A 23,940-nucleotide genomic window follows, 5' to 3' on the forward strand; every position below is an offset into this window, starting at 1 on the left:
CCGGAGGGGTTCCGACGGGCGCTTTAAAGAGAAAGGCGGAGAGCAACGCATGAACACCGCAAAGAGGCTGCGCCGCACGACAGAGGGCGGCTATGCGCGGGGTGACGAAACGCGGCAGCGGATCATCGAAGCGGCGGTCGAACTGTTTGGCGAACATGGTTTCGATGGCGCGTCGACGCGCGACATCGCGACCCGCGCCGGCGTCAACGCGCCCGCGCTGCAGTACTACTTCGAGAACAAGGAAGGGGTGTACCGCGCGTGTATCGAGGAGCTCGCCGACACCGCGTGGAAGAACTTCGCGCCGTCAGTCGAGCGCGCGCAAACGGTGCTGCGCGAGAACGCCGACACCGCGACGTTGATCGACGCGTTCATCGGCATTCAGGAAGCAATGGCGGATAGCGCGTTTGCGAAAGCGAACAAGCCGGGGCGCCGGATGTTTTTCGCGCGCGAACAGGCCGGCTACGAGCCCGAAAGCGCGACGAAGATTCTGACCTGCAAGATCCGCGAGCCGCTGAACGAAGTGAGCGCGGCGCTCGTCGCGCGAATCTCCGGGCGCGCCGCCGACGATCCGGTCACCCTGATCCGCATCTTCAGCCTGCATGGGCAACTGGTGATCTTTCACGTCGCGCACCGCTCGACGCTGTCGCTGCTCGGCTGGAAAAGCATCGATCCGGAGAAGGCTGAAATGATCAAGTCGACCATTCGCGCACAGACCCGCACGCTGCTTGAAACGTGGAGCCGTGAACGCGACGACGCGCAAGCTGCGGGCGCAGAAAAGGCTCGCAAGCAGCGCTAATTACGTCGGCGGATTTAGGGTTCGGCGACGCCGTGGTGTGTCGCCGCGGCTCTGCGAAATAGGTACGGGCAAGCGCTGCGCGAAAAACTATCGCACGCCTGTCGTGGCTACGCGTGTTTCACCCTCGCGCTCGAGCCATGCGCAAAACGTCGAGATCAACCCGTCCCCCGACTTCGCATCCGGAACGTAAGTGCAATAACTCCGCGACGGCAAACGCTGGCTTGCGTGCGTGGAAATTCCATTTGACGATCCCTGCCTGTCCGGCGCTGCGAATCCTCCAATCATGGTCAAATGCAGTTTTCAAGGAGAAATGCATGGTCGCCGTGAATGACAAACAGCAAGCCGCTGGCCGGACCCCCAAGGTTTATTCGGCACGCGACTTCTTCCGCAGACCCGACAAGCATGGGTTCGCGATCTCGCCCGACGGTCGGCATTTGTCGTTTATGGCGCGGCATGCGGGCCGCCAGAACATCTTCGTTCAGGAACTCGGCGCCGACGGCTCGCCGCTTGGCGAAGCGCGCGCGCTGACCAACGAATCCGAACGCGACGTCCCTGGCCACGGCTGGAAGGGAAACGACCGCATCCTGTTCGTGAAGGACTTCGGCGGCGACGAAAATTTTCACGTGTTGTCAGTGCCTATCGACGGCGGCGAAGCATTCGACCTGACGCCGTTCGACGGCGTGCGAGCGAGCATCGTCGACGATCTCCCCGACGATGACCGCTACGTCCTGTTGCAGATGAACCGGCGCGATCCGCAAGTGTTCGATGTGTTTCGCGTCGACGTGGTCACCGGCGAGTTCACGCCGATCGCTGAAAATCCCGGCAACATCATGGGTTGGATGACCGATCACGACGGGCGTCTGCGTGTCGCGACGGCTTCAGACGGCGTCAACACGACCCTGCTCTATCGCGACACCGAGACCGAACCGTTCCGTCCGATCCTGACGACGGATTTCCGTCAAACGGTCGCGCCGCTGTTCTTCACATTCGACAATCAGCGCCTGTACGCGATCTCCAACCGCGGCCGCGACAAGACCGCGATCTTCGAGTTCGACCCGCAAACCGCGCAGGAAGGCACACTGCTGTTCGAGGCCGAACACGTTGACGTAAGCGGGCTCGCTTATTCGGATCATCGTCGCGTATTGACGGCCGCGTGGTATGTGGACGACCGCGTGCATCGCAAGTTCTTCGACGAATGGGCGCGCTCGCTCTTCGAGGACCTGACACGTCAGTTGCCAGGCCAGGAAGTCACGGTCACGAGCATCACGCGCGATGAAACCCGCGCGATCGTTCACGCTTCGAGCGATCTCTCACCGGGCTCGACCTACACGTACGACATTGCGAGCCGCCGTCTTTCGAAGCTCATCGATCTGATGCCCTGGCTCGATCCGGCGGATATGGCGCACATGGAGCCGATCAGTTTCGTCGCGCGTGACGGTTTGCACATCAACGGCTATCTGACCTTGCCCGTAGGTGTCGAACGCGGACAGAAGCTGGAGCGCCCGCTTCCGTTGGTCGTCAATCCGCATGGCGGCCCCTGGGCGCGCGATCTGTGGGGTTTCAATTCCGAAGCGCAATTGCTGGCCAATCGCGGCTATGCGGTGTTGCAACTGAACTTCCGCGGCTCGACGGGTTATGGACGCGCGTTCTGGGAAGCGAGCTTCGGTCAATGGGGCAAGTCGATGCAGAACGATATCGACGACGGCATCGACTGGCTCGTCGCGCAAGGTCTCGTCGACCCTGCGCGCGTGGGCATTTACGGCGCGAGCTACGGCGGCTATGCGGTGCTCGCGGGCGTGACGTTCACGCCCGAACGCTACGCGGCCGCAGTCGACTATGTGGGCGTGTCGAATCTGTTCACGCTGCTCGAATCGCTGCCGCCGTACTGGAAGCCGATGATCGACATGATGTATGAAATGATCGGCAACCCGCAGACCGAAGCCGGCAAGCAGGCGCTGCACGATGCATCGCCGCTGTTCTTCGCGGACCGCATCGTGACGCCGCTGTTTGTCGCACAAGGCGCGAACGATCCGCGCGTCAAGCAGGCGGAAAGCGACCAGATCGTCAACGCGCTGCGCGAGCGCGGCGTCGAGGTCAAGTACATGCTCAAGGACAACGAAGGACACGGCTTCCGCAACGAAGAAAACCAGTTCGAATTTTATGAGGCGATGGAAGTGTTTCTCGCGCAGCATCTGGGGGGACGCACGGCGGCCTGAAGATCCGCAGTCAGCCTGGACGAATTGACCGCCTCCACGATTCCTAATATAGTTAGGAAAATAACTTATTGAGTTAGGAATCGTGCGAGGAACCCCATGGCCAAAACAGGGCTAACGGTTGCGCGACTGATAGAAGGCGGGGCTGAACTCGCCGACGAAATCGGCTTCGAGCAACTGACCGGCGCCGCGTTGGCGCGCAAATTCAATGTGCGGCTGGCCAGCCTCTATTCGCACATGGAAAACCTGGACTGGCTGAAATGCCAGGTCGCGCTGTTCGCGCTCAGGCAACTCGCCGATGCCGCGGCCCAGGCCATCGCCGGCCGCGCCGGCAAAGATGCGTTGGTGGCGCTGGCCGATGCGCATCGCGACTATGCGCGCCAGTATCCCGGCCGCTTCGCCGCCGCCCGTCAACCGTTGTCCCCCGAACTCGCCGCAGCCAGTGCCGGCCCTCAGTTGGCGCAACTGAGTCGCGCGGTGCTGCGCGGTTATGCGCTGCCCGACGCCGAACAGGTCCACGCAATCCGCTTTCTCGGCGGCTTTTTCATGGGCTATGTCACGCTCGAACTGTCGAGCTCATTTGCCCACAGCGTGCCCGACAGCGAAACCTCATGGCGGCGCAGTCTCGACGCGCTGCATGTCGCGCTTGAGCAGTGGCCGTCCGCCCCCGAAGTCCTTTAAAAAAGTTCTGCAATGAATCCCACTCCAGCCGACGGCGTCCGCGTTCCGGCCCGTGACATCCCGTTTCCGCGCAGCATCAGCGCCGAGGCTCAGGCCGCGCTGCGCCGCCTGGTCAATGCCGATGGCGTCCCACTGAACGCGTTGTACAACCCACCCGAGCCGGACGATTTCGACGGCTGGATGCGCTTCAAGGCCGCCGCCGACGCGCAATACGGCGCGGCCGTCGCGCAACTGGCAGGCCAACTGCGCGCGGCCGTGGAAACCGTTCAGATCGACGACGCCACGGTACACATCGCGACACCGACAAGCGCTGTCGCCGACGACCTGATCTATGTCGATCTGCACGGCGGCGGCCTCGTGTTTGGCGGCGGCGACGTCTGCCGCATCGGCGCGCAAATGCAAGCCGAGCAGTTGGGCCTGCGCTGCTGGGGCATCGACTACCGGATGCCGCCGGAGCATCCGTATCCGGCCGCGCTCGACGATTGCATCGCCGTGTATCGCCGGCTGTTGCAACAGTATCCGGCGCGCCAGATCGTCATCGGCGGCCGGTCTGCGGGCGGCAATCTGGCCGCCGCAATGCTGCTGCGAGCACGCGACGAAGGCTTGCCGTTGCCGGCGGCGCTCGTACTGCTATCGCCGGAAGTGGACCTGACCGAGTCGGGCGACAGCTTCGTGCTGAACCAGCTTGTCGATGTCCTGCTGCCTAAGTCGCTGATGCCCAACAACCTGCTGTATGCCAATGGCGCCGACCTCGCTCATCCGTATCTGTCACCGCTGTTCGGCGATTTTTCCAAAGGCTTCGTGCCGACTTTTATTCAGAGCGGCACGCGCGACCTGTTCCTGTCGAATGCGGTACGACTGCACCGTGCGCTACGCCGCGCCGACGTACCCTGCGAATTGCATGTCTTCGAAGCAATGCCCCACGGCGGCTTCATGGGCGCGCCGGAAGATCGGGAACTGCGCGCGGAAGTGGCGCGCTTTGTCCGCGCCCATCTATCGGGCGCGGGCTGAGTGAGCGTCCACGAGCTCACAAGCGGGCTCACTCGAATCCCCGCGCCAACAACCAACCATATCGGTTGAACATAAACCATATCGGTTTATAATCGACGCCATGCCGGCAAGCACGGCACGAATCAGGCTGCTTGCAGCATGACAACCTCCTCATTCAATGACGGGCCGATATGTCGACTTTCCTTCTTCGAGACGCGATCTCGATCATCAAGGCGCACAAAGGTGCATTCGCCGTGCTCAAGCGGCTTCCTTCGAAATCAACGCAGAGAAAATTTTCGCTTCTGACGCTATTGCCGCTTGCGGCATGCGTGGGAAACCAGTTGGACACGGGCTGGCAGCGTCTGCGCGGGCAACCGCTGTCAATGGCCGTCGACAGGCTCGGCGTGCCGAACAGCGACCGGACCCTCGCGGGTCGTCATGTCTACACATGGACGACGTCGCAAACGGTGTCGACCTATCAGGCGTCAAGCAGCTTTACGACGGCCAATGCATCCCGAGGATCAGGCGGAGGTCATTACACGGCCAACACCTTTGGCGGAACGATGGTGCCGACGAATGTCAGTTGCAAGATCGACATCGAAGTCGATAGCCGGGACGTGATGACGAACATGTCGTATGACGGCACGATCAGCGCTTGCGCTCGTTATGCGCAGGCTATGAACCGCTAGGCAGGTTCACCGCACCCGCAAGTATCGCCGGATCGTTTAAACGCTTCCTGGTGAGGTGGGCACGTCTTCGATCGTACTCGCGGGCAGCACGATATATTCGCCCGGCGTCGTGAATTGCACCATTGCGTCGGCTCCTTATGTCCGTGAACTGCGGACATTCTGACGGTTGCCCACCGTTCAATCCGTCACTATTCATCGGAACGCGGCGAGCGTTGCTGCCTCCGCCATGAAGACGGCGAAGAGCCACCGAACCTTCATTCGTCGGTGTCGACATGGTTGGCATCGGCTTCATGATCCATCGCAGCCGCGGCCAGTTGCTCCGCAAGTTCCGGGTGGGCCTCCCTTCTCTCACTGTAGCGATCTGTCAAATAGTCCGAGCGGTCGCGCACAAGCAGCGTGAATTTGTACAACTCCTCCATCACATCGACAACCCGGTCGTAGTACGCGGACGGCTTCATTCGTCCGTCCGCGTCGAATTCCTGCCATGCCTTCGCCACCGACGACTGATTGGGGATCGTCACCATGCGCATCCAGCGCCCGAGTACGCGCAGTGCGTTCACCGCGTTGAACGATTGAGACCCGCCGCACACCTGCATCACGGCGAGCGTGCGCCCTTGAGTCGGACGGACACCACCACTTTCCAGCGGCAACCAGTCGATCTGGTTCTTGAACACCGCGCTGAGCGTGCCGTGACGTTCAGGGCTGCACCAAACCTGACCCTCCGACCACTCCGACAGTTTGCGAAGTTCTACAACCTTGGGATGATCCGCCGCTACGCTATCGGCGATTGGAAGGCCGAACGGGTCGAACACTCGCGTCTCGGCGCCGAAGTGACGCAGAATGCGTTCAGCCTCGAACGTCAACTGACGGCTATAAGACGTGGATCGCAGCGACCCATAGAGGAGCAGAATCCGCGGTGCATGCTGCGATACCGCAGGCGGCGTAAGCTTTTGCAGGTCCGGCGTATCGAGATGCGAACTACTGATGTTCGGCAGGCCGTCAATCAATTCCCACTCTCCGTCCTTCGTTATCGATCACCACCTCACCGTCTTCCTTCGTAAATGGCTTGTTCAGCGCTTCGGGCAGGATTTGCAGAACGACTTCGGAAGGGCGGCACAGGCGCACGCCGTGCGGAGTTATCACAAATGGCCGATTGATGAGAATGGGATTGGACAGCATTGCATCGAGCAGCTCTTCGTCGTGCAACGAGACGTCGGCCAAACCGAGGTCGGCGTATGGCGTGCCTTTTTCGCGCAGTGCGGCGCGCACGGTCAGGCCGGCACGACTGATGAGCATCTTTAGCGTCTCCCGATCCGGCGGCGCTTTCAGGTATTCGACGATCTCCGGTTCGATGCCCGCGTTGCGGATCATTGCGAGTGTATTCCGTGACGTGCCACAGTCCGGGTTGTGATAAATCGTGACGCTCATGTTTGCTGCCCCTTGAACCTGCTCCCTGTTTCGTACCAGTGCTGCGACCGGTTAACCACGCCAACGACCAGCAGCATCACGGGTACCTCGATCAGCACGCCGACCACGGTCGCGAGTGCCGCACCCGACTGAAAGCCGAACAGACTGATGGCAGTGGCTACCGCAAGCTCGAAAAAGTTGCTCGCACCGATCAGGCTCGATGGTCCCGCCACGCAGTGCGCCACGCCGAGTCTGCGATTGAGCACGTAGGCAAGACCGGAATTGAAAAACACCTGAATCAGGATCGGGACGGCCAGCATCGCGATAACGAGCGGTTCCCTGACGATGGCTTGCCCCTGAAATGCGAACAGCAGCACCAGCGTCGCCAGAAGCGCGCAGATCGAATACGGGCCGAGATGCGCGACAGCTCGCTGGAAATGAGCGTCGCCTTTTGCAAGTAGCTGCCTGCGCAGTATCTGGGCAAATATGACGGGAATGACTATGTAGAGACCGACAGAGATAATCAGCGTGTCCCACGGCACCGTGATCGCGGACAGGCCCAGCAACAGCGCGACGAGCGGTGCGAACGCGACGATCATGATCGAATCGTTGAGCGCGACCTGCGATAGCGTGAAATACGGATCGCCCTTGCACAGTTGCGACCAGACAAACACCATCGCTGTACATGGCGCAGCAGCCAGCAGAATCAAACCCGCAATGTAGCTATCCAAACGATCCGCAGGCAACCACGGCGCAAACACATGGCGAATGAAGATCCAGCCGAGCAACGCCATCGAGAAAGGCTTGACGAACCAGTTGACGAAGAGCGTCACGCCGATACCGCGCCACTGGCTTTTCACCTGTGTCATGGCCGCGAAATCGATCTTGACCAGCATCGGGACAATCATGACCCAGATCAGTACGCCGACCGGCAGATTGACTTCCGCCACCTCCATGCGGCCGATCGCCTGAAAGAGTGGCGGAAGTAGTTGCCCGAGCAGAATGCCGCCGACAATGCAAAGCGCGACCCAGACCGTCAGGTAACGCTCGAAAAATCCGATTGCCAGGCGTGCTGCGCGGACGGTTGTCTCAGTGCTGCTCATTTTTCGGCTCGCCTACAGCAATGTTGATGTAAATCCGCTTCATGCCGAGTCTCCGCAACACTTGGGGCGCTCGCTTGCGGCGCAAGGTGTGCCCGCGCAGCAGTTCTCGGTCAGGAAGCCGATCAGGCCCGTCATCGCGTCGAAATTCGCCGTGTAGATGACAAAACGTCCTTCCTGTCGTGGCGTCACCAGGTCTGCATGTGACAGATCCTTCAGGTGAAACGAGAGACTGGACGGCGATAGCCCGACCTGCTGCGCAATTTCGCCGGCCGCCAGGCCTTCAGGGCCGGCCACGACCAGCAAGCGGAAGATGGCGAGGCGCGATTCGTGAGCCAGCGCGCTCAACGCGCGTACAACGAGATTTGAGTCCATGGCAGGAACAATAAACGATTCATTTCTATATTTCAAGTATTGTTGAAATGATGATTCTGCTCAGGGCGATGGGATGCGATGTAGTCAGCCGCGCGGGCTCTCCTTGATCATGTCGCGATCCGTTCCATCAGGTTTCCTTAAGGTAATTTAGCTAGGCTCAAAGAACTTGCACGATGCCCGATCCATAGCGCCGGTTGAAGAATTCCGGGCCATGTGCTTCGTCGATCGGGGTGGTTCAGGGCGTCGTGTTCTAAAAGATCATGTGTTGCAGCGAATGCTGCCCAGCGTCGGACCGTCGCGGGACCCGGCGCGTAATAACTGAGCGGGTGGTGCGATGGATAGGGGACGTCACCGGAAATTATCGGGGGGGTCGGTATCTCCGGCCCAGGAAAACAACCGGGAGTCCGCTGCGCCACGCCGTGATTTCCTGCGCATAACGGCAAGCTCGCTTGGCGCTTCGATCGCGGCGACACTGCTTCCGTGCTGGGTCCGGGAAGCGCTGGCGGTTCCGGCAAACAAAACCACCGGCACGATCGACGACGTCCAGCATATCGTGATCTTCACGCAGGAAAACCGCTCGTTCGACCACTACTTCGGCAAGCTTCGCGGCGTGCGCGGCTTCAACGACCGGATGGCGATCCGATTACCCAACGGCGATCCCGTCTGGAAACAGCCGACGAGCACGAACTACATCCTGCCATTCCATCTCGACACGGCGACCACCAGCGCGACCTGCGCGAAAGCGCCCTCGATGAGCTATCTGACCGACATCGCGATGTGGAACAAGGGTCTCTGCAACGCGTGGAATACGGCGCGCCTGCCCGGTCTCGGCATGAGTTATTTTTCGCGGGACGATTTGCCGTTCTACTATGCGCTCGCCGACGCCTTCACGATCTGCGACCAGTACTATGCGTCGACGTTTACGCAGACCAATCCGAACAGACTGCACCTGTTCAGCGGCAGCAGCGGCCTGTCGGCGGGATTCGAACCGACGCTGGACAATGCCGAGCCGACCCAGGGATTCAAGTGGCAAACGGTCGCCGAGATGCTCGAAACTGCGGGCGTCAGTTGGCGCGTCTATCAGCAGCCCGATAACTTCGACGACAACGCCCTTGCGCTATTTCACAACTTCAAGTCGGCCTCGCCGACGAGCGCGCTTTACCGGAAAGGCATGGCGACGGTCGACGACATCGCCCACGCCTTCGCCACGGACATCGCTTCGGGCAAGCTGCCGCAGGTTTCGTGGATCATCGCGCCGACGGCACTGTCCGAGCACGCGAACTACCATCCGCAAGCCGGCGAGGATCTGAGCGCGCGATTGCTGGCGGCCCTGGCGGCGAAACCCGAGGTCTGGTCGCGCACGGTGTTTCTTCTGAACTACGACGAACAAGGTGGCTTCTTCGATCACGTACCGCCGCCCACGCCGCCAGGCAACGACGCCGAGGGGAAAACAACCGTCGCGACGACCGGCGAACTCTATGATGGTCTGCCGATCGGGCTTGGATTTCGTGTGCCGATGACGGTGGTCTCGCCGTGGTCGCGAGGGGGCTATGTCTGTTCGGAAGTGTTCGATCACACATCGATTATTCAGTTTATCGAACGACGGTTCCGGCTTCATTGCCGCAATATCAGCGCATGGCGAAGATCTATTTGCGGCGATCTGACGTCGGCGTTCAACTTCGACAATCCTGATTCGAGCTGGCCTGCGTTACCGGAAACGAGCGCCTACGTTGCGCGTGCCAATCTGCAATGCAGTTCGCTGCCGCCACCCGCAGTTCCAGCAGTGCAGTCCATGCCGAAACAGGAACCCGGTACGCGCCCTTCGCGGGCGTTGCCTTATGAGTTTCACGCGAATGGGAGTGTGGATGCGAGCACGCGTACGTTCTCGCTTCTACTCGTCAACAGCGGGAAAGCGGGCGCGGCGTTTTCTGCTTACGACCTCGCAAAGGGTACCCACTCGCCGCGCCGCTATGCGCTCGATCCCGGCACGCAACTCTCCGATAACTGGACTCGATCCGGGCTCGACGGCACGAAGTATTCGATAGCGCTACATGGTGCGAATGGCTTCCTGCGGATCTTTCGCGGGGATCTCGGCAGAAAGGCGGGGCTGATGACAGCAGAACCAGAAATCGAGGTGAGCTACGACATCGCGAATAACGCTGTCTGCGTCAACCTGCGGAATTCAGGCCGTGTGGGGTGCCGTTTTACCGTCAGATCGAATGCCTATCGCACGGAGAAACGTCCGTTGACGGTTTCCGTGCCGGCGGGCGGCAATGTGAGCAACACGTGGCCCGTATCGGCAAGTGGCAATTGGTACGACTTCACGGTGACAGTCGATACCCAGCCAGCGTTTCTGCGCCGCTTCGCGGGGCGCCTCGAAAATGGACACGACCTCGTCAGCGATCCGGCTGCCGCGTAAGCGCGACGCTCGGTGCCAGTGAGTGAAGCATCGTTGAAGTTATAGGAATAGACCTTCACCGCTGTCGCCGAGCCTACCACTCACTTGGAACGCGCCTCGCGTTCCAGATACCCCAAACAGAGCGACTCCAGTTGATCACGAAACTTCCGGATCATCGACTGCGACGACTTCCCTTCCAGCAGCAAACGCACGGGACCGATCAATGCGCCCATCAGCATGAACGTGGTCATCGCAATGTCGTCGAAATGCACGTCGGACGCGGTCTTCAGCATAGCCTGCAGCGCCGCGCGGTTGCGAGCCCCCAACTTGCGAACGTAGCTGCGTGAATCGAGTTCGAGGGCAACCGCGTACAGCGCGCGCGATTCGTCCAGATCCTGCGTCTTCGCCTTCACGAATGCAGTAACGACCGCCTTCACCATCGTCGACAAACATTCGTTGTGCGCTGATGCAGCGGCATCTTCGACGGCTTTCACTATCCTTTCCAGATGCCGCTGCAGCACGGCAAAAAGAAGCGCCTGCTTCTGCGGAAAGTACTGGTAAAGCGTTCCGACCGATACGCCGGCCCGTTCGGCCACGCGGATGGTGGTAAGCCGCTGCAAGCCTTCCGCCAGCAAAACCTGAATAGTCGCGTCGAAAATCGCGTCAACGGTCACCTGGGAACGCGCCTGCTGCGGCTGTTTGCGGGCGTCCAGCCCCTGTCCGTTATCCGTGCGCATATGCGAATTCACAATCTGAATAATTATTCGTATTCTATCCGAACATCCTGGAACGACTGAAACGACAATTTGTACGAAGGAGTACATCAATGACTGAAGTTACGCGAGCAGGCACTTTTCAACTCGGCGACACGTCGGTTACGCGCATGGGCTACGGCGCGATGCAGTTGGCGGGACCTCATGTATTCGGGCCGCCGAAAGACCGTGCCGCCGCGATAGCCGTGCTTCGTACCGCGGTGGAAAGCGGCATCACGCATATCGATACCTGCGATTATTACGGCCCTCACATTACCAATCAGATCATCCGCGAGGCACTCCGACCCTATCCCGACGCGCTCACGATTGTTACGAAGGTTGGTGCGATCCGAGGCAGTGATGCTTCATGGAACGTTGCGTCATCGGCGGCCGAATTGGAGTCGGCGGTGCACGACAATCTGCGCAATCTCGGTCTCGATGTGCTCGATGTCGTGAATTTTCGCGTTATGTTCAGCGTGCTGGCACCGAGCGAAGGTGACATCGAAGCGCCGTTGACGGCGCTCGCCGAGCTTCAGGCGAAAGGCCTGATTCGTCACATCGGACTCAGCAATGTGACCGCGACGCAGGTGGCGCAAGGCCGCTCGATTACGCGCATTGCGTGCGTGCAGAACATGTACAACCTTGCTCATCGGCACGACGACACGCTGATAGACGCCCTTGCAAAAGACGGTATCGCTTATGTGCCGTTTTTCCCGCTCGGCGGCTTCTCTCCGCTACAGGCCGATGCACTGAATGACGCCGCGGACCAGTGCGACGCAACGCCGATGCAGGTCGCGCTTGCATGGTTGTTGCAACGCGCGCCGAATATTCTCCTGATACCCGGAACGTCGTCGGTCGAGCATCTGAAGCAGAACATCGACAGCGTGAACCTCAGCTTGCCGGCGGATGTCCTGTCGTCGCTGGACAAGATCGGTTCGGGGAAGACACGCGGCTAGTCGCTCGCCATACGATCGGTCTGAACGAAGCTCTGGCAAGATACCCGCCATTGCCACCTGACAGACTCACGTTTTGAACACACCGATCGCCCTGTCTTCATTCGACGTCCTTCTGCCGGATCTGCCGGTGCTGTTCTGCGGCATCAACCCGAGCCCGCGCGCGGCGGAATCGGGGCATAACTTCGGATCGGCGTCGAACCGGTTCTGGCCCGCGCTGCATCTGGCGGGCTTCACGCCATCGCGGCTGCGCGCCGACGACGATCGCTCGCTGTTGCACTACGGCTGCGGAATCAGCGCAATGGCGACGCGTCCGACGCGCCGCGCAGCGGAGGTGGGCAGCATCGAGATGAGCGATGCGGTCGCGCCGTTCCGCGAAAAGATCGCGCACTTCCGGCCGCGCATGATTGCGTTCCTCGGCAAGCCGGCGTTCGTGCCGATCGGCGGCCAGCGCGATATCGAATGGGGACCGCAGACTACGACGTTCGCGGACGCCCGCGTCTGGGTTTTGCCCAATCCAAGCGGGCTCAATCGTGCCTTCCCGCTTGATCGGCTCGTCGAGGCCTATGCGGCGCTCCGGCAGGCGATGGCGGCGGAACTCGACGCGTGGTGCAGTGCGTATCGTGATAGCGCTTGAGCACGGCGGGACGAGCGTCGGCGTGTTTTCTCAGTTGCCCGTGCCGCTGCTCGACGAAAAGCCGCCGCCGGTTGAAAAGCCGCTTCCGTTGGAGAAGCCACTTCCGTTGGAAAAACCGCTTCCGTTGGAAAAGCCGCTTCCGTTCAACGAGCCGCTTCCGGAAGATGAACCTCCATTCGTCGAAAAGCCACTGCCATTCGAAAAACCACCGTTGTTTGAAAAGCCACTGCCGTTCGAGAATCCGCCGCCATTCGAAAAACCACTACCGTTAGAAAACCCGCCGTTCGCGGATCCGCCCGCATTCCCCGAATCATCCCCACCCGGCTGCACCCCATCATTCGCCCCACCGACCGGCACCGGCACACCAGGCAGAGGCACCCCCAGCACCCCCGGCACACCCGAGTTCGGCGGCCGCTGCCCCAGCGCCAGTTGCGGCGGTCGCGCGATGAACACCCATTGCGTGTAACTGCGCTTGTCCTCGAAACCGCGAAACCGGTCTGGAAACTGCCGAAGCTGGATCGGATGCTCCTGCGACGCGCTATGGATGCCGACGATCGTCTGTCCATTCGGCGATAGAACCAGCACCCAGTCGGCCTTGCCCGTCATCGGATCGGCATAGACACGGCGCAGATGGCGCATCGGATTCGGATAGCGCGGATCGCGCACGAGTTCGTCGAGCGTGCGCGGCTGGGTCGGCTGGCCGAGCGGCGTGTTGTCCGAGTAACTGAGCAGCGCGCGCTGGAACTGATCGCCGATATACAGCAGTTCCCGCTCGGCCATGCGCCGCTGGTAAAGCGCGCCAAGCTGGATCGTGCCCGCCGCCGCGACGCCGATAATCGCGATGCCGATCAGCAACGCGAGATACGCCAAGCCGCGCTGCCCTCGCCGCGACCGCCGCGCGATGCGGGTCCGGGACGAGCCGCGCCGCCCTCTTCGTGCCTCTTGCGCGTCCCGTGCCTCGTGCGCCTCGTGCGCCTCTTGCTCCGTCATAACGAATCGAACGGCTGCCCGTCGAGCGTCGTGCCTTCGGCGCCGCTCTTCAGGTCGTAGACTTTGCCGGGAAACTGCTCGTCGGGCGGCACGATATGCCAGGTGGTCGCGCTGTCCGTGACAGGATCGAACGGCGGCGCGCGCAGATAGTGCTTGTCGACGAGTTCGTCGAGCGAATCGGGATAACGGCCCAGATCGCCGTAGAACTTGTCGATCGCATCGCGCGTCACGTGCAGATTCTCCGCGAGGATTTTCTCCTTCGACGCATCGATCGAGTGGAAATACTGCGGCAGCGCGAGCGTCAGCATCAACGCGATGATCGACAGCACGATCAACAGTTCGATCAGCGTGAAGCCGTTCCGTTTGCGTAGCGGGTTTCTCATCGCCGTCACCAGTTCCGGTAGGGAATGCCGTTCAGCCCGACGCCGTTCGACATCGAGTACACGTCGTACACGTCGTCGCCTTCCTGCGGATCGCTGGGTTCGCTCGCGTACGCGCGCTTGCCCCAGGTGTCCACGGCGTCGAGTTGCGGGTCGTTGCTCATCGGGTCGCGCGGCAAACGGCGCAGAAAATAGATCTTCGCGCCCTTCGGATCGCTCTGGTCTTTCACGCCGTCGACGAGCACGTTCAGCTTCGGCGGATAACCCGACGTACCGATCTCGACAGGCACGCGGCCGTCTTTCGCAGCCGCCTTGTACGCATCGATCGCGCCGCGGATCTGGTGCAGCGCGTCGCGCAACTCCTGCTCGCGTTCGTGCTGCCGCATCACCTGCGCGACCGGCACCGTCATGCTCGCGAGCACGCCGAGGATCGCGAGCGTGACGAGCAGCTCGATCAGCGTGAAGCCGGCCGCCGCGCGACGCCCGAAGCGGGCCGCAGGCATCGCACGAAGCACACGAAACGCGTGTAAAGCGCCCACGCCGCGAGTTAGTGAAGCACGCATCATGGTGTCGCGATGATGGTGAACGTGTACGCGGATGGCGGCGTCAGCGTGATCGGTGTGCCGGTCAGGCCGACGACGGAACCCGGCGTGATCTTGATCGCGGTCTGCGATACCGGCGCCAGTGCGCGGAAAGTCAGCACCGCGTAAGTCCCCGTCGACGCAGCGCCCAAGCCGCCCTGCACCGAATCCGACAACTGCACCTGGCCAGTACTCACGCGGCTCGAGAACGAGGTCGGCGCGCCGCCCTGCTTCAGGAAGTCGCCTTCCGTTACGCCGACGAACTGCAGTTTCGTCGCGTCGAAGCCGACAATCGACGACGCGCTCGCGACCGGCTGATCGGCCGACATCGATAGCGACACGGTGACCGAATCGCCGGTCTTCACCTGCGGCGGCCCTTCGATCGTCATCTGCGCAGTGCCGACCACAGGGCCCGCGCCCGGCGCGGACAGACCGTCGCCGCCGTTATACGCACCGGAGCCGTTATACGCGCCAGTGCCGCTATAGCCGCCCACTCCCGCGCCGGACGCACCGTTCGTGTTATTCGGCTGCCCGCCCGCGCCGAAACGCGCCGCATCGCCGCTGCCACCCGACGCGGACGCTCCCGGCGAGTTCGACGACGCAGCCGGCAGCGCCAGCCCGTTCGACTGGATCATGCTGCGCATGTTGGTCTCGGTGCCCGACGTGAAGTAGGCGAGATCGGCATCCGGGCGACGGATGTTGCGCACCAGATGCGGCGTGATCGCGAGCACGATTTCGGTGTTTTTCGCCTGGTCGTCGTTGGCGCCGAACAGGCGGTCGAGAATCGGCAACTGGCCGATGCCGGGCAGCTTGTTGCCCGACACGCGTTCCTCGTTGTCGATCAGGCCGGCGAGTACATCGGTCTCGCCATTCTTCAGTTGCAGCACGGTGCTGGCCGTGCGCGTGCCGATCTGGTATGCGGCCGTGCCCGTGGTGGTGGTCACCGCGTTGCCGAGGCTGCTCACCTCCAGCGCGAGCTTGATGCCGACCGTGTCGTCGAGATAGACGGTCGGTTCGACGTTCAGCGTCAGGCCAATGTCGAGATAGTTGACCGACTGCGACAGGAAGCCGGTCGAGGTCGCCGTCGACGTGATGTTAGGCACGCGCTCGCCGATCAGGATTTTCGCCTTCTCGTGATTGCGCACGCGAATCCGTGGATTCGTCAGCAGCTTGACGTCGGAGTCGGTGACGTTCGCGTTGACGGTCGCCTGCAGCGACGACAAACCGATCGTGCGTACCGTCTGATGCACCAGATCGTTCAGCGTCAGCGCCGGAGAGGAGCCGTTGCTGCCGGACGAGACGCTGCCGTACGGATTGATCGACGACACGTTGGAGCCGCTGCTGGACTGCCCGGTAACCGGCGCGATCACACTGCCGAGCGGCAACGGCGTCACGTTGACCGAACTCGGCCACGCGACGCCCAGGTTGACCTCGTGGTTGCGCTGCACTTCGAGCACTTCCACTTCGAGCATCACTTCCGGTTCCGGCACGTCTTCGAGTGACACGAGCCGCTCGGCCATCTTGATCGCGTCGGGCGTGTCGCGCACGATCACCATGTTGAGCTTCTCGTCGGCGACCACGTTCTGGATCTTCAGGATCGTTTTCAGCGTGTTCGCGATCGTCTTCGCGTCGGTATTCGACAGGAAGAACGTGCGGACCGCGAGCTCCTGATAGTCCTTCACCTTCGGCGCCGTGTTCGGGTAGATCAGCACGGTATTCTCGTCGAGCACCTGCTGCGCGAGCTGGTTGGTCGCGAGCACGTAGCGGACGGTCGCGTCGATCGTGCTGTTCTTCAGGAAGATCGTGGTGCGCTGGTCGGTCTTCACATCGCGGTCGAACAGGAAGTTCATACCCGACGAACGCGAGATCACGTCGAATATCTGCTTGAGCGGCGCATCGCGGAAGTCGATGCGGATCGGCTTGCGATACGCAGCGGCGAGCGCGGCTTCGACACGCGCCGAACCCGTCTCGGCGGCGAGCTTGCGCTGCAGTTCGAGCGCGCGGCGGTTGGTCGGCGCCTCGGTCAGCACGGCGTCGAGCAGATGCCGCGCGTCGTCGGGCTGGTGCCGCACGAAAAGCGCCTCGGCGCGACTCAGCATCAGGTTGAGCCGCGCGTCGGTGTCGAGCGTGGCGATGTCGGCCAACGCACGCTCGTTGCCGGGGCTGATTGCGAGCACGTGCTGATAAGCGGCACGCGCGGCGTCACGAGCACCGTTCGCGGAGAGCCGGTCGCCCTGATCCATCAGATCGTTGATCTGCTTCTCACGCTCTGCGAGCCAGACCTCGCGGTACTTCGCGTCCTCCGGCTCCTGCTTCGACGCGTCCTTGAGCTTCGCGACGCCCTGGTCGACCTGACCGGCGGCGAGCAGCTTCTGGCCGTCGCGATAGGACTGTTGCTCGACGCACGCAGCCAGCAGCGCTGGCAGCGCAACGAGCAGCGCGCCGCGCCGCAGATGGCGTATCGCGACGGCGCCCGCGGTGCGCGGTCGGTTTCGAATCGGGAGTGACTTGGGCAACGGTTCGTTCCTCGTAACGCGCGGATCAGTCGGCATTGCCGATATCCAGCGTCTGGACAAGTTTCAGAGGCAAGTAGACAAGTGTCATGTTCGGCGGGGCGATCGAATCGACCCGGTAATCGCCGTCGATCAGCATCTGGTCGTGCACGATCAGCGTGTCGTCGCCGCGCGCGAGATAGACCTCCCAATGCCCGGCCGACTGCTGCTTGCCGATGTAGGTGAACGGCATCGGCGGCGTGCTCGGCAGCGGCGGCACATCGGCCTGCGCGGGCGCGGCGGACGGCAACGGCGGCGCGAGCATCAGCGTGTTGAACAGCGGATGCGCGCCGGAACCGGTGCGATCCTCGCGCGCGCGGACCGACAGGATCGTGACGACGCCGGTCGTGGCGCGTACGCCTGGCGCCGCGCTCGATACGGATGTCGACGGCGCGGCGGCCGCGTGCGGGGCGGCCTCGACGATCGAGTCGTCCTGCGAATGGTTCGTGAATACGAGCACCAGTGCGCACGCGACGAACAGCACGGCCATGACGATGTGCTGGCGTTTCATCGCGTGGCTCCTTGCGATGCGGCGATTTTTTGCGGCGTGGCGGCCGATGGCGCCGACGCGCTTCGCGCGGTAGCTGGCGATGCTGGTGCCGATGCGGGTGATGGTTTGTGCGGCTGCGGCAAGCCGGATTTCAGTTGTGCCGCAGAGGTGTGCGCGAGCGTTGCCGCAGTTGTCGCAGCAGTCGTCGGTAATGGCACGGCCGATACGACGACCGCAGGCGCGGCTAACGGCAGGGCAGCAATCGTCACTGCGGCCATCGAGGCTTCCGGCGAGGCAGTGGCCGTCACAGCAGCTCTCGTCGGAGCTCCAGGCGCAGCGGCCACCGCAACAGCAGCCCCTGAAGCGCCGGACGTAGCAACCGCCGTGGCCGATGCGCCCGACGCAGCAGCGACCGCAGCCGCTGAGGCGTTAACCGCAGCCGCAGCCACCGCCGACGCGCTAACGGGCGCAATCGTCACCGGCCTTAGAAACGCCGTAAACCGCAAATTAGCCTCGACACCAGGATCGTTCGCGGAGTTGCGCTGGAAGCGCATATCGTCGAGCGCCGCGTACGGCACCGTCACCAGCACCTTCTCGCTGAACTGCCGCAAGCGCGCGTAGTCGCCTTTGACCGGCAACACGATCGTGTAAGTGTCGAAGCGACCGGGCGCATCGTGCCCCGGCTTGTACTCGGCTTTATCGAGCGTGACACCGGCGGCCGCGGCCGCGTCGAACAACCGCATCACGATCTCGCCGGTATGCGCGGAATCGCCGAGCCCCGCGTAGAAATCCGCGAGCCGGCCGGCCGCGAGCACGGGCGCCGGCACAACTGGTTTCGGCACCGGCTGCGCGCGCAGGCGGGCCACTGAGCGCGTCTCGTCGGCGACACGCGCCGACATGCCGGGCAGCACGCCGAGCCACAGCAGCGCCGCCGCGGCGAGTAGCGCGGCCGCCAGCAGCGTGCCGGTGCCGAAACGCGAGAGCGCGAGACGAAGCCGCAACAAGCTGCGGATAACTGACTGCATCGTCACGATACCGTCCCCCGCCACTGCACCTCGACCTGAAACCGGAACAGGCTGTCCATGCCGTCCTTCACGAGCTCGTGCCGGGTTAGCGTGACGCGTCCCAGCAGCGGTTGCTGACCGAGCGAACCGAGGTAATCGAGCATGTCCTTGCTGGCCGCGCACTCGGCCTCGATCCGGATCAGCGCGCGGCCGGGTTCCGGCGTGATCGACATCAGCGCGATCTGCGTCGGCGTCGCGGCCTCGATTGCGTCGAGCAGGTTGTCCCACGGCAGATTCAACCGCGCAACAGCGAGATTGACGGCCGTAGCCTGTTTCACGTCGACCGGCTCGCTATGCATGCGCTGCGACGCATGCGCGGCCCGATCGTTGCGTTCGACGATTCGCGCGGATTCGCCGTCGAGTGTTTGCAGATGCACGAGCAGCGTCTGCGCACGGTACGCGGCGACACCGCACAGCAGCACACCGGCCAGCGCGAGCGCGCGCGCGGACGGACGAATCCGGTACCACTCGCGCCGTATGCTGAACGGCGCGAGATCGATAGGCAGGCTCCTCATGACGTGGTGCCGCTCCATGCGAGCGGCGCGGGCTGCGCCGTGGCGGCGTTTGCACCAGGCGTCGCGCGATCGGCGGATTCGCTCCAGCGCACGGTCATCCCCGGATCGGTGAAGTCGGTCGCACCCGGCAGCCACACGTCGCAGCGCGGACCGTGCAGCAGCAGCGCCGCAGGCGCCGGCAGATTGTCGAGCAACGCCGCGCGCGCGACCTGCTCGCGCAGCCACGTGATCGACGGCACAGGATCGGGCAGTGCGAGCGTGCGCACTGCCGCCACACGCGGACGCGGCTCGGCCGCGATCAGACCGAGCGTCAGCGCGCGTTCGCCGCGCGTCGCGAGCCAGGTGTCGGCGCCAAGCTCGCGGCGCGAGCGGTTCCACGCGGCGACGAATTCGGGCAACGCCGACACGACGCAACCGCGCCCGGCCACGACGGCCTGCTGCAACGCGTCGGACCAGCGGCGCGACACGGCGCACGCGAGGAACGGCTCTGCGGCCTGCCAGTCGGCGACCAGTTGCCAGCCGGCCGGATCTTCGCCGTAAAGCGTGTGAAAGCGCACGCCGGCAGCCGCGCGCAGATCCTGCATCCGCACGCTGTTGTCGGCCGGTGTGACGATGAAATAGCGCACCAGCTCGTCGGCGAACGTCACATGCACCGGCAAACCGCTGCCGCCCGACTCGTCGAGCGCGGCGCCGATCAGCGCGGCGAGTGTCTCCTGCGACGCATCGGCGCCGGCCGGCAGCAGCCGTTCGACAAACTGCGCCGGTACATGGCGCGATGCACCGACGCGTCGCACCGTCAGCATTCCGCGTGACAGCGCGAGCCGGCAGTAGCCGCGCCGCGCAAACCGTTTCAACCAGCGTTCAAGCATTGAGAGTCACCCGCTTCACTTCCGCCAGCGTCGTCTCGCCGCGCTTCACGAGACCGAGCGCGACTTCGCGCAACTGCCGCGTGCCGTTGCGGCGCGCCACTTCCTTGATCACGCGGATTGGCTGCTTTTCGACGACCAGATCGCGTATTTCGTCGTCGAGAATCAGGATTTCGGCGATCGCGCGCCGGCCGCGATAACCGGTGCCGCGGCAGTCGCCGCAACCGGTGCCCTGGCGGAACGCGTAATCGGCGACGCCTTCCCGCGTCAGCCCCAGACGCGAGAGCTCGGCGTCGGTCGGCACATAGGGCGCCGCGCAGCGCGGACAGTTCACGCGCAACAACCGCTGCGCCCAGATCCCGTTCAGCGCCGACACGAACGCATACGGATCGATGCCCATGTGGCTGAAGCGGCCGAACACGTCGAACACGTTGTTCGCGTGCACGGTCGTCAGCACGAGGTGACCCGTCAGCGCCGATTGCACGGCAATCTCGGCGGTCTCGCGATCGCGGATTTCGCCGACCATGATCTTGTCCGGGTCGTGCCGCAGGATCGAACGCAGCCCGCGTGCAAAAGTCAGCCCCTTCTTTTCGTTGACGGGAATCTGCAGGATGCCGGGCAGTTGATATTCGACCGGGTCCTCGATCGTGATGATCTTGTCGCGCCCGTTGTGGATCTCGGTCAGCGCCGCGTACAGCGTGGTGGTCTTGCCCGAGCCGGTCGGACCGGTCACGAGCAGCATCCCGTACGGTTCCTCGGCCAGCGAGCGCAGCGCGACCAGCGATTCGCTGTCGTAGCCGAGTGCCTCGAGCGTCAGCGAGCCATAGGCCTCGATCATCGCGCGCTTGTCGAGAATCCGGATCACCGCGTCTTCGCCGTGAATGCTCGGCATGATCGACACGCGCAGGTCGATGTCGCGGCCGCCCGCCGCGACGCGGAAGCTGCCGTCCTGCGGCACGCGCCGCTCGGCAATGTCGAGTTCCGCGAGCACCTTGAGCCGCGAGATCACCTGCTCCGCCGTTTCGACACCCTGGATCGTCGCGGCTGCATCGAGCACGCCGTCGACGCGATACTTCAGCGAAAGTCCGGTCGACGTGCTTTCCAGGTGGATGTCGGATGCGCCGGCCTTCAACGCATCGTAAAGCGTCGAGTTCACGAGCTTGACGGCGGGGCTCGCCGCTTCGTTGACGGTCTGGAACGACAGCACCTGCGCGGCGCGGCCGTCCACTTGCGTGCCGTCGTCGACGGACACGAGGCTGTCGACCGCGCGCGTCGATTCCTCCATACGCGTGTGATACGCGAGCAGATCGCCATGCAGCGCAAGCCGCATTTCGACGGCCGCGCCGGACTGCGATACGAGCCACGTCTGCAGATCGAGATCGAACGGGCTCGTGACGACACCGACCAGCGCGCCGTCCGTATCGCGCAACAACGCGCAGCGGCGCTGCATCGCGCGCGATAGCGGCACGCGGTCGAACGCCGGCGCGAGCGCGAGCATGCCCGCGGTCTCGATCACCGGCATCGCGAGCTGCGCCGCGAGCGCGCGCAGCAGTTCGAACGGTTCGGCGCCCGTCAGCGCCTGCAATTCTTCGACGAGATGACGCTGCGTGGCGGCCGCAGCCGCACGCGCGCGAACCAGCAGATCGGCGTCGAAAAGAGGCGTGTGCAACGGCGCGTGCAACGGCGCCTCCGACGGCGTATGCAGCGGAGCGTGCGTCTCCTGCATGGTCATGACAGGCTCCCCGCGAGATCGAAAATGGGCATGTAAAGCAGAACGACGATTGTGCCGACCACGACGCCGATCGCCGCCATCAGCAGCGGCTCGAACATCCGCGTGAAGCGGTCGATCCAGCGGCTGATCTCGCCGTCGTAGAACGCGGCCGACTGGGTCAGCATCGCGCCGAGTTCGCCCGAGCGTTCGCCCACCCTCAGCATCCGCAACGAAATCGGTGTGGTCAGGTTCTGTGCGAGAAACGCCGCGGACAACGGCTCGCCCGACGTGACCGACGCGCGCGCGTTCAGCAGCCCGTCGCGCATCGCCGGCGAAACGGTGCCACAGGCCGTCTCCATCGCGGCGACGATCGGAATGCCGCCTTCGAGCAGCATGCCGAGCGTCAGATACAGTCGGGATAACTGATAAATCCGCAAATGTGAGCCGAGCAGCGGAAGCCGGCCGAGCAGACTGACGAGGCCGACCCGCGCAATCGCCGCGCGCGCGCCCATGAACAGCGCAGCGGCAACGCCGAGCGTGGCGAGCACCAACGGCAACCCGTGGGCGGCCGCGAACTTGCCCCAGTTGAGCAGCATCTGCGACATCCACGGCAACGCACGGCCGGTGTCTTCGTAGATGGTCGCGAAGCGCGGCACCACATACGTGATCAGAAACGTCGACACACCGCCGCCGACCACCAGCAGAATGCTCGGATAGATCGCCGAACTGACGAGCTTGTTGCGCACCGTGTCGATGCGCTCCTGATAATCGACATAGCGTTGCAGCGCGCGCGGCAGGTCGCTCGTACCTTCGGCCGCGCGCACGATGCCGACGTAAAGCGGCGGAAACACATCGGGCTGCTCGCCGAGCAAGCTCGAGAAACGCTTGCCTTCGCGCAGTCCGGCAAGCAGGCGTCCGAGCACGCCGCGCAGCCGCGCGCCGCCTTCGCGTTCGAGCAGCGCCTCCAGCCCTTCGACAATCGACAGACCCGCCTTCAGCAACGCGAGCAACTCCTGGCTGAACAGCACCAGCGAGATCCGGCCGCGCGAACCGGCCGGCCGGCGCAGCGCGCGCATCGGCGCGACGCGCGTCACGTGAAGGCCGCGCGCCTCGGTGTGGGCGCGCGCGCCAGCCTCGTCCTGAGCGTCGACGACGAGGGCGATGATCCGGTTCTCCGGCGAAAGCGCTCTGACTTCAAATTGCATGGTGCCGCGTTACCTTTGGTCGGAACTGCCTGCTGCATGGGGGTGCGTCCGTTGCGGGGCGCACCGCCATGCAGGGTCCGCCGGTGGCGGACCCTTCGATACTTCATTCGCTACTTCATTCGCTGCTGATGTCGGCGTCCTCGCCGGAACCGCCCGGTTGCCCGTCGCGGCCGTACGAGATCACCGCGTAGTCGCCCTTGGTGCCGGGCACCTGGTAGACGTACGGATGCCCCCATGGATCGAGCGGCACTTCCTTCTTCAGATACGGACCATTCCACTTGTCCGCGCTGGCCGGACGTACCACCAGCGCCTGAAGCCCTTCTTCAGCCGTCGGAAAACGGCCGACGTCGAGCCGGAAGTTGTCGACCGCCTTGCTCAGCACGTCGATCTGCGCGCGCGCAACCGTCACCTGCGACTTGCCCAGTTGCGCGAAATAACGCGGTCCGACGATCGCCGCCAGCATGCCGATGATGACGAGCACCACCAGCAATTCGAGCAGCGTGAAACCCTTCGCGCGGCGCCGCGGCGCGAGCCGCTCATTTCGCTTACCCATGATTGGGACAGCCGTCACGTTACTCATCGATCACCCATCTGA

General features: G+C 63.2%; 24 protein-coding genes and 1 pseudogene. 8 read left to right on the plus strand and 17 right to left on the minus strand.

The features are described 5' to 3' along the window. Positions 1–49: 49 nt before the first annotated feature. Positions 50–796 (plus strand): CerR family C-terminal domain-containing protein, encoded by a 747-nt coding sequence (locus tag PQQ51_RS18395; RefSeq protein WP_408498219.1) that lies wholly within the window; start codon positions 50–52, stop codon positions 794–796. A gap of 87 nt (positions 797–883) precedes the next feature. Here the strand turns inward: PQQ51_RS18395 and PQQ51_RS18400 are convergent. Continuing rightward, a pseudogene (locus tag PQQ51_RS18400) lies at positions 884–1,015 on the minus strand (transcriptional regulator); the annotation flags it as partial. A gap of 95 nt (positions 1,016–1,110) precedes the next feature. Between PQQ51_RS18400 and PQQ51_RS18405 the strand changes: the two are divergent. The 4 genes from PQQ51_RS18405 to PQQ51_RS18420 all read left to right on the plus strand — a co-directional run bounded on the left by PQQ51_RS18405 (position 1,111) and on the right by PQQ51_RS18420 (position 5,369). Further along, positions 1,111–3,012 carry a S9 family peptidase gene (locus PQQ51_RS18405; protein ID WP_408498220.1) on the plus strand — a complete coding sequence of 634 codons (1,902 nt, stop codon included), beginning with the start codon at positions 1,111–1,113 and terminating at the stop codon, positions 3,010–3,012. A 96-nt stretch (positions 3,013–3,108) separates the two neighbouring features. Next, positions 3,109–3,690, plus strand: coding sequence for a TetR/AcrR family transcriptional regulator (locus PQQ51_RS18410; RefSeq protein ID WP_408498221.1), 582 nt, complete (start codon positions 3,109–3,111; stop codon positions 3,688–3,690). A gap of 12 nt (positions 3,691–3,702) precedes the next feature. Then, on the plus strand, positions 3,703–4,701 hold the full coding sequence (locus PQQ51_RS18415) for an alpha/beta hydrolase (protein WP_408498222.1): 999 nt from the start codon (positions 3,703–3,705) through the stop codon (positions 4,699–4,701). Positions 4,702–4,871: 170 nt separating this feature from the next. Continuing rightward, complete coding sequence (locus PQQ51_RS18420; RefSeq protein WP_408498223.1) at positions 4,872–5,369, plus strand: hypothetical protein; 498 nt, start codon at positions 4,872–4,874, stop codon at positions 5,367–5,369. Between the two features lie 254 nt (positions 5,370–5,623). Here PQQ51_RS18420 and arsH read toward each other — a convergent pair whose 3' ends face one another. The 4 genes from arsH to PQQ51_RS18440 are packed head-to-tail and all read right to left on the minus strand — an operon-like array spanning position 5,624 to position 8,251. Beyond that, positions 5,624–6,376 (minus strand): arsenical resistance protein ArsH, encoded by a 753-nt coding sequence (arsH, locus tag PQQ51_RS18425; protein ID WP_408498224.1) that lies wholly within the window; start codon positions 6,374–6,376, stop codon positions 5,624–5,626. Further along, positions 6,369–6,797: an arsenate reductase (glutaredoxin) gene (gene arsC, locus PQQ51_RS18430; protein WP_408498225.1), complete on the minus strand. Its 429-nt coding sequence runs from the start codon at positions 6,795–6,797 to the stop codon at positions 6,369–6,371. The genes arsH and arsC overlap by 8 nt, the downstream gene beginning before the upstream one ends. After that, positions 6,794–7,879, minus strand: coding sequence for an ACR3 family arsenite efflux transporter (arsB, locus tag PQQ51_RS18435; RefSeq protein ID WP_408498226.1), 1,086 nt, complete (start codon positions 7,877–7,879; stop codon positions 6,794–6,796). Before arsB ends, arsC begins: the two co-directional genes overlap by 4 nt. A 39-nt stretch (positions 7,880–7,918) precedes the next feature. Next, positions 7,919–8,251, minus strand: coding sequence for an ArsR/SmtB family transcription factor (locus PQQ51_RS18440; RefSeq protein WP_408498227.1), 333 nt, complete (start codon positions 8,249–8,251; stop codon positions 7,919–7,921). Positions 8,252–8,585: 334 nt separating this feature from the next. Here PQQ51_RS18440 and PQQ51_RS18445 point away from each other — a divergent pair, with 334 nt between their 5' ends. Further along, positions 8,586–10,670 carry a phosphocholine-specific phospholipase C gene (locus tag PQQ51_RS18445; RefSeq protein ID WP_408498228.1) on the plus strand — a complete coding sequence of 695 codons (2,085 nt, stop codon included), beginning with the start codon at positions 8,586–8,588 and terminating at the stop codon, positions 10,668–10,670. Positions 10,671–10,750: 80 nt separating this feature from the next. Here PQQ51_RS18445 and PQQ51_RS18450 read toward each other — a convergent pair whose 3' ends face one another. Further along, the gene (locus PQQ51_RS18450; RefSeq protein ID WP_408498229.1) at positions 10,751–11,473 is read right to left on the minus strand and encodes a TetR/AcrR family transcriptional regulator; all 723 of its coding nucleotides are present in this window, start codon (positions 11,471–11,473) and stop codon (positions 10,751–10,753) included. 2 nt (positions 11,474–11,475) lie between these two features. Between PQQ51_RS18450 and PQQ51_RS18455 the strand changes: the two genes are divergently transcribed. Further along, on the plus strand, positions 11,476–12,357 hold the full coding sequence (locus PQQ51_RS18455) for an aldo/keto reductase family oxidoreductase (RefSeq protein ID WP_408498230.1): 882 nt from the start codon (positions 11,476–11,478) through the stop codon (positions 12,355–12,357). A gap of 73 nt (positions 12,358–12,430) precedes the next feature. Next, positions 12,431–12,991, plus strand: coding sequence for a G/U mismatch-specific DNA glycosylase (mug, locus tag PQQ51_RS18460; protein WP_408498231.1), 561 nt, complete (start codon positions 12,431–12,433; stop codon positions 12,989–12,991). A gap of 30 nt (positions 12,992–13,021) precedes the next feature. On the opposite strand, the gene PQQ51_RS18465 is transcribed toward mug, so the two are convergent. From PQQ51_RS18465 to gspG, 11 genes are all read right to left on the minus strand, one after another. Further along, positions 13,022–13,861 carry a type II secretion system protein gene (locus PQQ51_RS18465; protein WP_408498232.1) on the minus strand — a complete coding sequence of 280 codons (840 nt, stop codon included), beginning with the start codon at positions 13,859–13,861 and terminating at the stop codon, positions 13,022–13,024. 116 nt (positions 13,862–13,977) lie between these two features. Then, on the minus strand, positions 13,978–14,364 hold the full coding sequence (locus PQQ51_RS18470) for a type II secretion system protein (RefSeq protein WP_408498233.1): 387 nt from the start codon (positions 14,362–14,364) through the stop codon (positions 13,978–13,980). A 5-nt stretch (positions 14,365–14,369) separates the two neighbouring features. After that, on the minus strand, positions 14,370–14,864 hold the full coding sequence (locus PQQ51_RS18475) for a prepilin-type N-terminal cleavage/methylation domain-containing protein (RefSeq protein WP_408498312.1): 495 nt from the start codon (positions 14,862–14,864) through the stop codon (positions 14,370–14,372). A 59-nt stretch (positions 14,865–14,923) separates the two neighbouring features. Further along, positions 14,924–17,458, minus strand: coding sequence for a secretin GspD/PilQ domain-containing protein (locus tag PQQ51_RS18480; protein WP_408498234.1), 2,535 nt, complete (start codon positions 17,456–17,458; stop codon positions 14,924–14,926). 25 nt (positions 17,459–17,483) lie between these two features. Further along, on the minus strand, positions 17,484–18,005 hold the full coding sequence (locus tag PQQ51_RS18485) for a hypothetical protein (RefSeq protein WP_408498235.1): 522 nt from the start codon (positions 18,003–18,005) through the stop codon (positions 17,484–17,486). Beyond that, on the minus strand, positions 18,002–19,009 hold the full coding sequence (locus PQQ51_RS18490) for a hypothetical protein (RefSeq protein WP_408498236.1): 1,008 nt from the start codon (positions 19,007–19,009) through the stop codon (positions 18,002–18,004). Before PQQ51_RS18490 ends, PQQ51_RS18485 begins: the two co-directional genes overlap by 4 nt. A gap of 2 nt (positions 19,010–19,011) precedes the next feature. After that, the gene (locus PQQ51_RS18495; protein WP_408498237.1) at positions 19,012–19,563 is read right to left on the minus strand and encodes a PilN family protein; all 552 of its coding nucleotides are present in this window, start codon (positions 19,561–19,563) and stop codon (positions 19,012–19,014) included. Next, the gene (locus tag PQQ51_RS18500) at positions 19,560–20,432 is read right to left on the minus strand and encodes a hypothetical protein (RefSeq protein WP_408498238.1); all 873 of its coding nucleotides are present in this window, start codon (positions 20,430–20,432) and stop codon (positions 19,560–19,562) included. The genes PQQ51_RS18495 and PQQ51_RS18500 overlap by 4 nt, the downstream gene beginning before the upstream one ends. Beyond that, positions 20,425–22,155 (minus strand): GspE/PulE family protein, encoded by a 1,731-nt coding sequence (locus PQQ51_RS18505; protein ID WP_408498313.1) that lies wholly within the window; start codon positions 22,153–22,155, stop codon positions 20,425–20,427. Before PQQ51_RS18505 ends, PQQ51_RS18500 begins: the two co-directional genes overlap by 8 nt. A gap of 2 nt (positions 22,156–22,157) precedes the next feature. Then, positions 22,158–23,345, minus strand: coding sequence for a type II secretion system F family protein (locus PQQ51_RS18510; protein ID WP_408498239.1), 1,188 nt, complete (start codon positions 23,343–23,345; stop codon positions 22,158–22,160). 115 nt (positions 23,346–23,460) lie between these two features. Next, positions 23,461–23,898 (minus strand): type II secretion system major pseudopilin GspG, encoded by a 438-nt coding sequence (gene gspG / locus PQQ51_RS18515; RefSeq protein WP_408498240.1) that lies wholly within the window; start codon positions 23,896–23,898, stop codon positions 23,461–23,463. Positions 23,899–23,940 lie beyond the last annotated feature (42 nt).

The sequence above is a fragment of the Paraburkholderia xenovorans genome (assembly GCF_046030735.1).
GTDB lineage: Bacteria > Pseudomonadota > Gammaproteobacteria > Burkholderiales > Burkholderiaceae > Paraburkholderia > Paraburkholderia xenovorans_A.

Bases quoted from the DNA above. Each gene is read 5' to 3' on its own strand.
- PQQ51_RS18490 (WP_408498236.1), bottom strand. From the start codon at position 19,009: ATGCAGTCAGTTATCCGCAGCTTGTTGCGGCTTCGTCTCGCGCTCTCG.
- PQQ51_RS18440 (WP_408498227.1), bottom strand. From the start codon at position 8,251: ATGGACTCAAATCTCGTTGTACGCGCGTTGAGCGCGCTGGCTCACGAA.
- PQQ51_RS18410 (WP_408498221.1), top strand. From the start codon at position 3,109: ATGGCCAAAACAGGGCTAACGGTTGCGCGACTGATAGAAGGCGGGGCT.
- arsC (WP_408498225.1), bottom strand. From the start codon at position 6,797: ATGAGCGTCACGATTTATCACAACCCGGACTGTGGCACGTCACGGAAT.
- PQQ51_RS18485 (WP_408498235.1), bottom strand. From the start codon at position 18,005: ATGAAACGCCAGCACATCGTCATGGCCGTGCTGTTCGTCGCGTGCGCA.
- gspG (WP_408498240.1), bottom strand. From the start codon at position 23,898: ATGGGTAAGCGAAATGAGCGGCTCGCGCCGCGGCGCCGCGCGAAGGGT.
- PQQ51_RS18420 (WP_408498223.1), top strand. From the start codon at position 4,872: ATGTCGACTTTCCTTCTTCGAGACGCGATCTCGATCATCAAGGCGCAC.
- PQQ51_RS18395 (WP_408498219.1), top strand. From the start codon at position 50: ATGAACACCGCAAAGAGGCTGCGCCGCACGACAGAGGGCGGCTATGCG.
- arsB (WP_408498226.1), bottom strand. From the start codon at position 7,879: ATGAGCAGCACTGAGACAACCGTCCGCGCAGCACGCCTGGCAATCGGA.
- PQQ51_RS18500 (WP_408498238.1), bottom strand. From the start codon at position 20,432: ATGCTTGAACGCTGGTTGAAACGGTTTGCGCGGCGCGGCTACTGCCGG.
- PQQ51_RS18455 (WP_408498230.1), top strand. From the start codon at position 11,476: ATGACTGAAGTTACGCGAGCAGGCACTTTTCAACTCGGCGACACGTCG.
- PQQ51_RS18445 (WP_408498228.1), top strand. From the start codon at position 8,586: ATGGATAGGGGACGTCACCGGAAATTATCGGGGGGGTCGGTATCTCCG.
- PQQ51_RS18475 (WP_408498312.1), bottom strand. From the start codon at position 14,864: ATGCCTGCGGCCCGCTTCGGGCGTCGCGCGGCGGCCGGCTTCACGCTG.
- PQQ51_RS18505 (WP_408498313.1), bottom strand. From the start codon at position 22,155: ATGCAGGAGACGCACGCTCCGCTGCATACGCCGTCGGAGGCGCCGTTG.
- PQQ51_RS18415 (WP_408498222.1), top strand. From the start codon at position 3,703: ATGAATCCCACTCCAGCCGACGGCGTCCGCGTTCCGGCCCGTGACATC.
- PQQ51_RS18405 (WP_408498220.1), top strand. From the start codon at position 1,111: ATGGTCGCCGTGAATGACAAACAGCAAGCCGCTGGCCGGACCCCCAAG.
- PQQ51_RS18450 (WP_408498229.1), bottom strand. From the start codon at position 11,473: ATGTACTCCTTCGTACAAATTGTCGTTTCAGTCGTTCCAGGATGTTCG.
- PQQ51_RS18470 (WP_408498233.1), bottom strand. From the start codon at position 14,364: ATGAGAAACCCGCTACGCAAACGGAACGGCTTCACGCTGATCGAACTG.
- PQQ51_RS18495 (WP_408498237.1), bottom strand. From the start codon at position 19,563: ATGAGGAGCCTGCCTATCGATCTCGCGCCGTTCAGCATACGGCGCGAG.
- PQQ51_RS18510 (WP_408498239.1), bottom strand. From the start codon at position 23,345: ATGCAATTTGAAGTCAGAGCGCTTTCGCCGGAGAACCGGATCATCGCC.